Consider the following 12,786-nt stretch of genomic DNA (forward strand, 5'->3'; position numbering starts at 1 on the left):
TAAGAATTTTAGCTATAGTTAAACAGCTAAAAACCGGACCTTGCCAAGCGGCGTAAATACTGGAATCGTCAAGCGACGTAAACACAGGGTTTATGGGTGTTCACCGGGCAAAAAAACTCCCCCAGCGGGGGAGTTTTTTGTGGTAGCGAGCCGAAGCCCGTTTTTCGCCGCTTGGCGCTGTTTACAGGATGCTCACCGCCGCCAGCACTTCTTCCTGCGTCAGCGCGTGACCGTCGTGCGCGTTCACCGTGATGCTGTTGTGGTAGCTGCGGTTTTCGCTGTCGTGCAGGGTGTAGCTGAGGAGGCGGCTGTCGGCGTCGTATTGCAGGTCGCTGATGGTTTCGCCTTTGCCTGCGACGAGGCGGATGCGGTCTTCCCCGCTGTTGAGGTCGAGGATTTGATTCAGCGCCGGGCTGTCCCCGTCTTTTGGCTGGGTGATGAAGATGAACTGGTCCGTACCTTCGCCGCCTTTGAGGGTGTTCGCGCCGCCGACCGCGACAAGGTTGTCGTTGCCGTCCGTGCCGGTGAGGGTGTGCGGGGTTTCGCTGGCGTCGAAGGTGAAGGCGTCACTGCCGCGTTCGCCGAGGCGGTCAAGGATTTCTGCGCTGCTCTTGTCTGCCAGTTCGGCGTGATCCGCGGCGTTGAGGGGCGCGCTGAGGTGGATGGGGGCATCGCTATCGCCCAGGGTCTGCGCGGCGTTGTTTGCGGCGCCGTCGTGCTGCGCGTGGTCAGTGGCGGTATGGGTATCGCCGCTTTCCGCGTGGTTTGCCGCTGCGCCGTGGCCGTCGCTGTTTTGACCGCTGTGGTTAGGGCTGTCTGCGCTGTCGGCGTCGTGTTTGTGCAGGGCATCAGCCGCCTCGGTGGCGCTGTGGATATCCACAGGTTCAGGCGGCACGTTGTTGCCGCTGGGCGGGTAGTTCGGATCGTCTTCGACGTGCAGGGTGAAGGTTTTGCGCATGGTCATGCCGCCGCTGTTGCTGACGGTCACGCTGACGGCGACGGTTTGTTCCTGGTCGTAGTTGATTTTCTGCCCGGTTTTGAGTTTGAGGGTGCCGTCCACGATTTCGAAACGCGGGTCGCTGACGTGGTAGGTGTAGTCTTTGCCGACGCTGCGGTCGCGCAGGGTGAGTTTGCCGACGCTGGCGCCATCCTGGCCTTCCATCAGTTTGTTGGCGGACAGGGTGAGGTCGTAGTAGTCGAAGCCGGGCATCCCTTTCGGCGCGCGGATGTAGGCGGTGAAGGTTTTGCTGACACTCGCCCCCATCTGGTCAGTCGCGGTGACGGTGAGGGTGACGCTGTTCACTTTGTCGTAGTCGAGGCTTTGTCCTTTTTTCAGGCGCAGCATGTCGCCGTTGATTTCGAAACGCTCGTCATTGACGGTGTAGGTGAAGCGGTCACCCTTGTCCGCGTCAATGGCTTTGAGGGTGCCAACTTCGGCCTGGTCTTCGTTGCCGTAGATGACGAGTGGATCGAGGGTGATGTCGGTCGGCGCGTGGTTTTCGTAGCCGACTTTCATGTCGGTCGAAGCGGTCGCGATTTCTTCCTGCCCGGCGGTGTCGGTATAGGCGATTTTGACGGTGATTTTCTTGCCTTTTTCTGCCTCGGTCAGGGTGTAGGTGGATTCGTGTGCCCCTTCGATTTCCACGCCATCGGCATACCAGCGGTAGCTGGTCACGGATTTGGCTGGCACTTTAATGCTGATGTGGCGGTACAGTTCGCCGTAATCACCGTCATAGACTTCGGCAGTGAGGGTTTGTCCCGGCTGGGCAATCCCCTTGATGTACACGGCGCTCTTGAAGTGGTTGGTGCCGATGGTGTTGCCGCTGGTCTGGCGGTCGATAACGTTGCCGCCGTAGAGGTCGTTATCGCTGACGGTAACGCCGGTGGTCGGATGCACGGCCCCGTTGCGCAGTTCTATGCCGTACTGGTGGTGATAGGGGTATTTCTCGGGCATATCGTGTTTTTGACGCACGGTGTTGTGGCGGATGGTGCCACCTTCGACGCCGACGTAAAGGATGCCAACGTGGTTATCCTCGACGATGTTGTCTTCGAAGGTAATATTTTTCACCGCCGTGCTACCGCCGTGCATGTGGTTCGAGGCAACGATACCGTAGCGGTTGCCAGAGAAGGTGTTGCCGCGCAATTCCACGTCGCTGACTTGCTCGTTTTTGTTCGGTTCGATGTCGATGCCGGCGCGCGGGTCGGTGCCGTCGGTGTCCTTGAAAATGGAATTGAGGACTTTGATCCCCTTGCCGTGGGTAATGGAGATGCCCTGGCGGCGGTTGTGATCGGCGTTCACCTGATAGAAGGTGATGTTTTGGGTCTCGATGTCGCTGCCGCCGCGCTTGCCGACGTAGAAGCCGTCACCCCAGTTTTCTTTTGAGGTGACTTTCTCGATGACGACGTTGGTGGAATTGGTGATGCGCACACCGTGACCCCATTCGCCGTATTCGCCAGTGTGGATGCTGCGGTCGCCTACTACCGTGCCGCCGTACATATGGGCGTTGTCGGCGTCTTTGATGGTGATGACGGAGGCGAACTGGGAGTCGTTCGGCAACGATTTGAGCACGGTGCCATCGGCCATGCGCAGGATGACGTTACTCTTCAGGACGAGGCCGCTGGTTTCGTAGGACGAGGTTTCCTGGCGCATGGCGTCAATCAGATAGGTGCCGTTCGGAATATCGACGATACCGCCGCCTTTTTCCGCGACCGCATCAATGGCTTTCTGGATGGCAGCCGTGTCATCCGTTTGTCCGTCGCCCTTGGCGCCGTATGCGGCATCTTTGACGTTGGCAATAAAGTCGGTGGTCGGCTTCGGTACATATTCGCCGACTTTGCCAGACGGCGGCGGCATGGGAATGTCCGTCCCGTCACTGGTCGGGTTTTCATCATGTCCGGCATTGTCCTGATAGGTGGCGCGCACCGTGATTTTATGCCCGGCGTCGTCTTGGGTCAGGGTGTAGGTGCTGCTGTTGGCACTATCAATAGGATTGCCGTCGCGCAGCCATTGGTATTGCACTTTATCAGCGGCGAAATCGTCGCCGTCGCTGACAGTAGCGGTGAGGGTGCTACCCACTTTGGCATCGCCGCTGATGGCAATGCTACCCGGCTGATTCGGCGGCGGTGCAGGGATGTCGGTCACATCACTCGTCGGGTTTTCATCATGCCCTGCGTTGTCCTTGTAGGTGGCACGCACGGTGATTTTGTGTCCGGCGTCGTCTTGGGTCAGGGTGTAAGTCTTGCCGTTCGCCTGATCAATAGGCTGACCGTCGCGTAGCCATTGGTAGGTCACGCCCGTATCCGGCACACCGTCTGCGTCGCTGATGTTGGCGGTGAGTTCGCTGCCGACTTTGCCTTCGCCCGTGATGCTTACCGTGCCTTCGTTGTTGGGCTGCGGCTGCGGCGGGGTTGGGTTGTTTTCCACATCCAGCGCGGCACTGGTCGGTTTTTCTGCCGTGCCTTTGTTGTCGGTGTACTCGACGTGCACGCTGATTTTGTGTCCGGCATCGTCCGGGGTCAGGGTATAGGTTTTGCCGTTTGCTTGGGTGATCGGTTGTCCGTCACGCTGCCATTGGTAGGTCACGCCCGTATCCGGTACGCCGTCGGCATCGCTGATGTTGGCGGTGAGTTCGCTGCCGACTTTGCCCTCGCCCGTGATCTTCACCGTGCCTTCGTGATTCGGCGGGGTTGGGGTGCTTTCCACCTCCAGCGCGGCACTGGTCGGTTTTTCTGTTGTGCCCTTGTTATCGGTGTATTCGACATGCACGCTGATTTTGTGTCCGGCATCGTCCGGGGTCAGGGTGTAGGTCTTGCCGTTCGCCTGGGCGATCGGTTGCCCGTCGCGCTGCCATTGGTAGGTGACGCCCGTATCCGGCACGCCATCGGCATCGCTGATGTTGGCGGTGAGTTCGCTGCCGACTTTGCCCTCGCCCGTGATGCTCACCGTGCCTTCGTGGTTCGGCGGGGTTGGGTTGTTTTCCACCTCCAGCGCGGCGCTGGTCGGTTTTTCTGCCGTGCCCTTGTTGTCGGTGTATTCGACATGCACACTGATTTTGTGCCCGGCGTCGTCTGGGGTCAGGGTATAGGTCTTGCCGTTCGCCTGGGCGATCGGTTGCCCATCACGCTGCCATTGGTAGGTCACGCCTGTATCCGGCACACCGTCTGCATCGCTGATGTTGGCGGTGAGTTCGCTGCCGACTTTGCCCTCGCCCGTGATGCTCACCGTGCCTTCGTTATTCGGCTGGGGCGGGGTGTTTTCCACCTCCAGCGCGGCGCTGGTCGGTTTTTCTACCGTGCCCTTGTTGTCGGTGTATTCGACGTGCACGCTGATTTTGTGTCCGGCGTCGTCTTGGGTCAGGGTGTAGGTCTTGCCGTTCGCTTGGGCGATCGGTTGTCCGTCACGCTGCCATTGGTAGGTCACGCCGCTATCCGGTACGCCATCGGCATCGCTGATGTTAGCGCTGAGTTCGCTGCCGACTTTGCCTTCACCTGTGATGCTCACCGTGCCTTCGTTGTTGGGCTGCGGCTGTGGCGGGGTTGGGACGTTCTCTACATCCAGCGCGGCGCTGGTCGGTTTTTCTGTCGTGCCCTTGTTGTCGGTGTATTCGACATGCACGCTGATTTTGTGTCCAGCGTCGTCGCGGGTGAGGGTGTAGGTCTTGCCGTTCGCTTGGGCGATCGGTTGGCCATCGCGCTGCCATTGGTAGGTCACGCCTGTATCCGGCACACCGTCTGCATCGCTGATGTTGGCGGTGAGTTCGCTGCCGACTTTGCCCTCGCCCGTGATGCTCACCGTGCCTTCGTTATTCGGCTGGGGCGGGGTGTTTTCCACCTCCAGCGCGGCGCTGGTCGGTTTTTCTACCGTGCCCTTGTTGTCGGTGTATTCGACATGCACGCTGATTTTGTGTCCGGCGTCGTTCGGGGTCAGGGTGTAGGTCTTGCCGTTCGCCTGGGCGATCGGTTGTCCATCGCGCTGCCATTGGTAGGTCACGCCGCTATCCGGCACACCGTCTGCGTCGCTGATGCTGGCGGTGAGTTCGCTGCCGACTTTGCCCTCGCCCGTGATGCTCACCGTGCCTTCGTTGTTGGGCTGCGGCTGCGGCGGGGGTGGGTTGTTTTCCACCTCCAGCGCGGCGCTGGTCGGGTTTTCTGCCGTGCCCTTGTTGTCGGTGTATTCGACATGCACGCTGATTTTGTGTCCAGCGTCGTCCGGGGTCAGGGTGTAGGGCTTGCCGTTTGCTTGGGGGATCGGTTGGCCATCGCGCTGCCCTTGGTAGGTCACGCCCGTATCCGGCACGCCGTCGGCATCGCTGATGTTGGCGGTGCGTTCGCTGCCGACTCTGCCCTCGCCCGTGATGTTCACCGTGCCTTCGTGGTTCGGCTGCGGTGGGGCGCTTTCCACATCCAGCGCTGCGCTGGTCGGTTTTTCTGCCGTGCCCTTGTTGTCGGTGTATTCGACCTGCACGCTGTTTTTGTGCCCGGCGTCGTCTGGGGTCAGGGGGTGGGCCTTGCCGTTCGCCTGGGCGATCGGTTGCCCAGCACGCTGCCATTGGTAGGTCGCGCCGCTATCCGGCACGCCGTCGGCATCGCTGCTGTTGGCGGTCCGTTCGCTGCCCACTTTGCTCTCGCCCGTGATGCTCACCGTGCCTTCGTTGTTGGGCTGCGGCTGTGGCGGGGTTGGGCTGTTTTCTACATCCAGCGCTGCGCTGGTCGGTTTTTCTGCCGTGCCCTTGTTGTCGGTGTATTCGACGTGCACGCTGATTTTGTGTCCGGCGTCGTCTTGGGTCAGGGTGTAGGTCTTGCCGTTCGCTTGGGCGATCGGTTGTCCGTCACGCTGCCATTGGTAGGTCACGCCGCTATCCGGTACGCCATCGGCATCGCTGATGTTAGCGCTGAGTTCGCTGCCGACTTTGCCTTCACCTGTGATGCTCACCGTGCCTTCGTTGTTGGGCTGCGGCTGTGGCGGGGTTGGGCTGTTTTCTACATCCAGCGCTGCGCTGGTCGGTTTTTCTGCCGTGCCCTTGTTGTCGGTGTATTCGACATGCACGCTGATTTTGTGTCCAGCGTCGTCGCTGGTGAGGGTGTAGGTCTTGCCGTTCGCTTGGGCGATCGGTTGGCCATCGCGCTGCCATTGGTAGGTCACACCGCTATCCGGCACGCCATCGGTATCGCTGATGTTGGCCGTCAGTTCGCTGCCGACTTTGCCCTCGCCCGTGATGCTCACCGTGCCTTCGTTATTCGGCTGGGGCGGGGTGTTTTCCACCTCCAGCGCGGCGCTGGTCGGTTTTTCTGCCGTGCCCTTGTTGTCGGTGTATTCGACGTGCACGCTGGTTTTGGGTCCGGCGTCGTCGGGGGTCTGGGTGTAGGTCTTGCCGTTCGCCTGGGCGATCGGTTGTCCATCGCGCTGCCATTGGTAGGTCACGCCGCTATCCGGCACACCGTCTGCGTCGCTGATGCTGGCGGTGAGTTCGCTGCCGACTTTGCCCTCGCCCGTGATGCTTACCGTGCCTTCGTTGTTGGGCTGCGGCTGCGGCGGGGGTGGGTTGTTTTCCACCTCCAGCGCGGCGCTGGTCGGGTTTTCTGCCGTGCCCTTGTTGTCGGTGTATTCGACATGCACGCTGATTTTGTGTCCAGCGTCGTCCGGGGTCAGGGTGTAGGTCTTGCCGTTCGCTTGGGCGATCGGTTGGCCATCGCGCTGCCATTGGTAGGTCACGCCCGTATCCGGCACGCCGTCGGCATCGCTGATGTTGGCGGTGAGTTCGCTGCCGACTTTGCCCTCGCCCGTGATCTTCACCGTGCCTTCGTGGTTCGGTTGCGGTGGGGCGCTTTCCACATCCAGCGCTGCGCTGGTCGGTTTTTCTGCCGTGCCCTTGTTGTCGGTGTATTCGACGTGCACGCTGATTTTGTGTCCGGCGTCGTCTGGGGTCAGGGTATAGGTCTTGCCGTTCGCCTGGGCGATCGGTTGCCCATCACGCTGCCATTGGTAGGTCACGCCCGTATCCGGCACACCGTCGGCATCGCTGATGGTGGCGGTGAGTTCGCTGCCAACTTTGCCCTCGCCCGTGATGTTCACCGTGCCTTCGTGGTTCGGCTGTGGCGGGGTTGGGTTGTTTTCCACCTCCAGCGCGGCGCTGGTCGGTTTTTCTGCCGTGCCCTTGTTATCGGTGTATTCGACATGCACGGTGATTTTGTGTCCGGCGTCGTCTTGGGTCAGGGTGTAGGTCTTGCCGTTCGCCTGGGCGATCGGTTGGCCATCGCGCTGCCATTGGTAGGTCACGCCGCTATCCGGCACGCCATCGGCATCGCTGATGTTGGCGGTGAGTTCGCTGCCGACTTTGCCCTCGCCCGTGATCTTCACCGTGCCTTCGTGGTTCGGTTGCGGTGGGGCGCTTTCCACATCCAGCGCTGCGCTGGTCGGTTTTTCTGCCGTGCCCTTGTTGTCGGTGTATTCGACATGCACACTGATTTTGTGCCCGGCGTCGTCTGGGGTCAGGGTATAGGTCTTGCCGTTCGCCTGGGCGATCGGTTGCCCATCACGCTGCCATTGGTAGGTCACGCCCGTATCCGGCACACCGTCGGCATCGCTGATGGTGGCGGTGAGTTCGCTGCCAACTTTGCCCTCGCCCGTGATGTTCACCGTGCCTTCGTGGTTCGGCTGTGGCGGGGTTGGGTTGTTTTCCACCTCCAGCGCTGCGCTGGTCGGTTTTTCTGCCGTGCCCTTGTTGTCGGTGTATTCGACGTGCACGCTGATTTTGTGTCCGGCGTCGTCTTGGGTCAGGGTGTAGGTCTTGCCGTTCGCTTGGGCGATCGGTTGTCCGTCACGCTGCCATTGGTAGGTCACGCCGCTATCCGGTACGCCATCGGCATCGCTGATGTTAGCGCTGAGTTCGCTGCCGACTTTGCCTTCACCTGTGATGCTCACCGTGCCTTCGTTGTTGGGCTGCGGCTGTGGCGGGGTTGGGGCGTTCTCTACATCCAGCGCGGCACTGGTCGGTTTTTCTGTCGTGCCCTTGTTGTCGGTGTATTCGACATGCACGCTGATTTTGTGTCCAGCGTCGTCGCTGGTGAGGGTGTAGGTCTTGCCGTTCGCTTGGGCGATCGGTTGGCCATCGCGCTGCCATTGGTAGGTCACACCGCTATCCGGCACGCCATCGGTATCACTGATGTTGGCCGTCAGTTCGCTGCCGACTTTGCCCTCGCCCGTGATGCTCACCGTGCCTTCGTGGTTCGGCGGGGTTGGGGTGCTTTCTACATCCAGCGCGGCACTGGTCGGTTTTTCTGTCGTGCCCTTGTTGTCGGTGTATTCGACGTGGACGCTGATTTTGTGTCCGGCGTCGTCGCTTGTGAGGGTGTAGGTTTTGCCGTTAGCTTGGGCGATCGGTTGGCCGTCGCGCTGCCATTGGTAGGTCACACCGCTATCCGGCACGCCATCGGCATCACTGATGTTGGCGGTAAGTTCGGTACCGACTTTGCCCTCGCCCGTGATGTTCACCGTACCTTCGTTGTTCGGCTGCGGCGGCGGATTCGGCGCCGGGGTATCGGCGACGGTAGCGGTAGCCTCGCTTAGTGGATTTTCGTTGTGTCCGGCGTTGTCTTTGTAGGTAGCACGCACGCTGATTTTGTGTCCCGCGTCGTCGCGGGTGAGCGTGTAGCTGCTGCCCGTCTGTCCGCTGATGGGCTGACCGTCACGCAGCCATTGGTATTGCACGTTGTTGGGTACGCCGTCGTCATCGCTAACGGCAGCGGTCAGTGTTTGTCCGACTTTCGCTTCACCGCTGATGCTGATTTTGCCTTCGTGATTCGGTTGCGGCGGCGGATTCGGCGCAGGGGTATCAGCGACGGTAGCGGTAGCCTCGCTTAGTGGATTTTCGTCGTGTCCGGCGTTGTCTTTGTAGGTCGCGCGCACGGTGATTTTGTGCCCTGCGTCGTCGCGGGTGAGGGTGTAGGTGCTGCCTGTTTGTCCGCTGATCGGCTGGCCGTCACGCAGCCACTGGTATTGCACGTTAGCGGGCGCGCCGTCGTCGTCGCTAACGGCAGCGGTCAGCGTCTGCCCAACTTTGGCCTCGCCGATGATGCTGATTTTGCCTTCGTGATTCGGTTGTGGCGGCGGATTCGGCGCAGGGGTATCGGCGACGGTAGCGGTAGCCTCGCTTAGCGGGTTTTCGTTGTGTCCGGCGTTGTCTTTGTAGACCGCACGCACGGTGATTTTGTGTCCCGCGTCGTCGCGGGTGAGCGTGTAGCTGCTGCCCGTCTGTCCGCTGATGGGCTGACCGTCACGCAGCCATTGGTATTGCACGTTATTGGGGACGCCGTCGTCATCGTTAACGGTAGCGGTCAGCGTTTGTCCAACTTTGGCCTCACCGCTGATGCTGATTTTTCCTGCGTGATTGGGCTGCGGCGGCGGATTCGGCGCAGGGGTATCGGCGACGGTAGCGGTAGCCTCGCTTAGCGGGTTTTCGTTGTGTCCGGCGTTGTCTTTGTAGACCGCACGCACGGTGATTTTGTGTCCCGCATCGTCTTTGGTGAGCGTGTAGCTGCTGCCCGTTTGTCCGCTAATCGGCTGGCCGTCACGTAGCCACTGGTATTGCACGTTAGCGGGTACGCCGTCGTCATCGTTAACGGCAGCGGTCAGCGTTTGCCCGACTTTGGCCTCGCCGCTGATGCTGATTTTGCCTACATGGTTAGGTTGCGGCTGCGGCTGCGGATTTGGATTGGGTTGTGGGTTTGGGTTAGGTTGTGGTTCGGGTTGCGGCTGTGGTGCCACGTTATCATCGTGATGATGTTTGTCGTGGTTGTGTGCAGCAATGGCAATGCCGCCCGCCGTCAGCGCTACACCGCCGATGATGCCGGCGATCGCTGCCGGTGGCAGGCTGCTGCCTGTTGCCGTCCCTGCACCGATTTCGCTTGCCAGGATGTGTTCCGGGGCGTTATCCACCACCGGGTAGATGTACGGCGTGCCATCGGCCTGCATGCCGACTAGCGCCCCCTGGCCGTTGGTAAAGTAATCTTTGATGATCAGGCGGTTATTGTTGTCAATGCTCACCACGAGGTCATCACCGCTGCGCGTACCGCTGAGTGCCGCCGGGCCGCGTCCGCCAGCTTCGGCAAATTCGTAATAGACGTTGTTCACCGCTTCGATTTGTAGCGGCGCACCGCTGCTATCAAGCGTGTAGGTGGCAAGGATGTCGCCGGCGGGATTTTTCAGGGTCAGGGTGATACGGGCCATGACGGGTCTCCTGGTTAAGCGGTTGTTTTCCCGGCCCTTTCATACCTTGTAAATAGACCGGTAATGTGACGGTAATATTTTGCCACGAAACGGTAGGTTGCGGGGCTCTGGTAGGTGTCATTCTTCTTTAATCTGATAGCAGCAACCATGCCATCACTGCGGTTTTTAGCGGACGGTTATGAAAGGGCGAAGTCCAGGTCGAGATAACGGGCGATGTATTGCCAATGAGCATCAGGGGTGGCGTGCAGGTTAAGCGCTTCGCCACTCCACGGATGGGGAAATTGCAGGCGGGTGGCATGTAGCATCAGGCGCAGGCCGGGACCCATCATTACCGTGGTATAGCGCGGATCGCCGAGGTGGCTGCCGAGAACGCGATTTTGGCGGTTGTCGCCATGGCTGGTATCACCGAGGATGGGATGGAAGATGTGTTTCAGGTGGCGGCGCAGTTGGTGTTTGCGACCGTGCAGCGGATTGAGCGCGACCAGGCTGTAGCGCGAGGTGGGATGGCGGCCATCGCTCGCCAGCGGGATTTCGCTGCGATGCAGGCAGCGGTAGTGGGTCAGCGCTGCTTGTGGTGCTTTGTCACGGCTGCGGTCACGATCGGCGATTTTGTCCGGCAGGTAGCTGAGTGGGTAGTCAATGTCGCCCGCATCCGCCAGCCAGCCGCGCACGATGGCGTGATAGGTTTTCTGCAGACGGTTCGCTGCGATGTGGGCGCCGCACAGGCGCGCGGTTTCGGGATCGAGCGCGAAGAGCAGGACACCGCTGGTCGGGCGGTCAAGACGGTGGACGGGATAGGGTTTGCAGCTTATTTGTTGTTGCAGTTGTTCAACGACGCTGCTCGTGGCATGTCGGTCGAGCGGGCTGGGATGGACGAGGAGGCCGGCCGGTTTGTTGACGGCCAGCAGACGGTCATCGCGGTAAAGGATGGCAAGTGGCGGGAGCATAGCGGTTTGTCATGCGAACGAAAAAGCCCGCCGGAGCGGGCTTTGTGCGGTGTGTATTACCAGCTGTTACCGCCGAAGTTACCGCCGCCAAAGCGGTCGCGGCGCGGACGTTCTTCGCGCGGGCGTGCTTCGTTGATTTTGAGCGGTCTGCCGCCGACTTCTTTGCCATTCAGGGCTTCGATGGCACGCAGGCCTTCGCTGTTGTCGTGCATTTCGACGAAGCCGAAGCCTTTGCTGCGACCGCTGCCGCGCTCGGTAATGATGCTGGCGTTGCTGACGCTGCCGTAAGGCGCGAAGAGGTCGCGCAGTTCTTGTTCGGTGGCCCGGTAGGAGAGGTTGCCGACGTAGATGTTGATCATAGAGATGGGTTCCTTTTTTTCATGCGTTATCAATGTGCAACTCCCGGAATCTAACGCATGATTTCGACAGTGTTTTGCCGGATTGGCAAGATTTGGGTTTGTGGTCCGTTATGACGCGGCGGCAACGGCTTTTTCGATGCGTGTCAATGCTTCTTCAAGCATGTCGCGCGGGCAGCCGAAGTTAAGGCGGACGAAACCGGGGGCGCCGAAGTCCGCACCGTCGTTCATACCGACGCCGTGTTCTTCGAAATAGCGCTGCGGGTTGTCCACGCTGAGGCCGCGCGCATCGATCCAGGCGAGGAAGGTTGCCTCGACCGGTGTCATGTGCAGTTTGCCGGTGGCGTTGATGCGTTTTTCGGCAAGTTGGGCATTTTCGCGCAGGTAGGTAATCATTTTCCGCCGCCATTTTTCGCCGTGTTCAAGGGCAGCGATGCTTGCGGTCATGCCGAGGATGTTCACATCGCCGGTCATGCCCGCGCTGACGCGGCGGTATTCCTGACGCAAGGTGGCGTTCGGAATGATGGCAAAGGCACAGGAGAGCCCGGCGATGTTGTAGGTTTTGCTCATCGCCATCAGGGTGATGGTGCGGTCGCGCGCATCGTCATCCAGGCTGGCAAAGGGGCGGTGGCGGGTGCCGTTGAGGACGATGTCGCAGTGGATTTCATCCGAGCAGACGAGCAGGTCGTATTTTTTGGCGATGTCGTGGTAACGGGCGAGTTCGGTATCGGTATAGGTGCGGCCAATGGGGTTATGCGGGTTGCAAAGGAGCAGCAGGCCGGTCTCGTCGTTGATGTTGGCTTCAAGCGCATCAAAGTCGGGCACCCAGCGGCCGTTTTCGAGTATGCAGGGTGAACCGGCATTCTCGTAGCCGGGCAGGATAGCCGAGGTTTTACGCAGGTGCGGATAGACGGGTTCTACGGTTACAGCGCGTTTTTTACCGCGCAGGTAGGCGATGGCGCGGCTGAAGTTGAGGCCGGGGACGCAACCGGTGAGCGGGATAATCCAGTCGGCATCCACATGCCAGTCGTATTGGCTGCGGCAGTGATGGATGATGCCGTTGATGAAGCGCGGCTGGGTGTAACCATAGCCGAAGACGCCATGCTCAATGCGCGATTGCAGGGCGTCGTTGATAGCGGGCGCGGCGAGGAATTCGGTGTCGGCAATCCACATCGGCAGGATGTTGGTGCCGCTGTATTTGTGCCATTTGTCTGAGTCGCTGTGGGCGCGGCTGTCACTGCTTTGTAACATGATGGGT

Annotated in this window: 4 protein-coding genes; all 4 read right to left on the reverse strand. The window is 60.3% G+C overall.

Annotated elements, in window-relative coordinates; translation table 11 throughout:
• Positions 1 to 181: 181 nt before the first annotated feature.
• A complete protein-coding gene (locus LG374_RS02990; protein WP_225756323.1) occupies positions 182 to 10,225 on the reverse strand; it encodes a glycosyl hydrolase family 28-related protein in 10,044 nt (3,347 codons plus the stop codon).
• Between the two features lie 176 nt (positions 10,226 to 10,401).
• On the reverse strand, positions 10,402 to 11,172 hold the full coding sequence (locus LG374_RS02995; protein ID WP_225756324.1) for a pseudouridine synthase: 771 nt from the start codon (positions 11,170 to 11,172) through the stop codon (positions 10,402 to 10,404).
• 56 nt (positions 11,173 to 11,228) lie between these two features.
• Positions 11,229 to 11,531: an RNA-binding protein gene (locus LG374_RS03000; protein ID WP_225756325.1), complete on the reverse strand. Its 303-nt coding sequence runs from the start codon at positions 11,529 to 11,531 to the stop codon at positions 11,229 to 11,231.
• A gap of 108 nt (positions 11,532 to 11,639) precedes the next feature.
• The gene (locus tag LG374_RS03005) at positions 11,640 to 12,779 is read right to left on the reverse strand and encodes a MalY/PatB family protein (protein ID WP_225756326.1); all 1,140 of its coding nucleotides are present in this window, start codon (positions 12,777 to 12,779) and stop codon (positions 11,640 to 11,642) included.
• Positions 12,780 to 12,786: the final 7 nt, after the last annotated feature.

Origin of the sequence: Cardiobacterium sp. Marseille-Q4385, from assembly GCF_916618745.1 — a bacterium.
GTDB lineage: Bacteria > Pseudomonadota > Gammaproteobacteria > Cardiobacteriales > Cardiobacteriaceae > Cardiobacterium.

Bases quoted from the DNA above. Each gene is read 5' to 3' on its own strand.
- LG374_RS02990 (WP_225756323.1), bottom strand. From the start codon at position 10,225: ATGGCCCGTATCACCCTGACCCTGAAAAATCCCGCCGGCGACATCCTT.
- LG374_RS02995 (WP_225756324.1), bottom strand. From the start codon at position 11,172: ATGCTCCCGCCACTTGCCATCCTTTACCGCGATGACCGTCTGCTGGCC.
- LG374_RS03000 (WP_225756325.1), bottom strand. From the start codon at position 11,531: ATGATCAACATCTACGTCGGCAACCTCTCCTACCGGGCCACCGAACAA.
- LG374_RS03005 (WP_225756326.1), bottom strand. From the start codon at position 12,779: ATGTTACAAAGCAGTGACAGCCGCGCCCACAGCGACTCAGACAAATGG.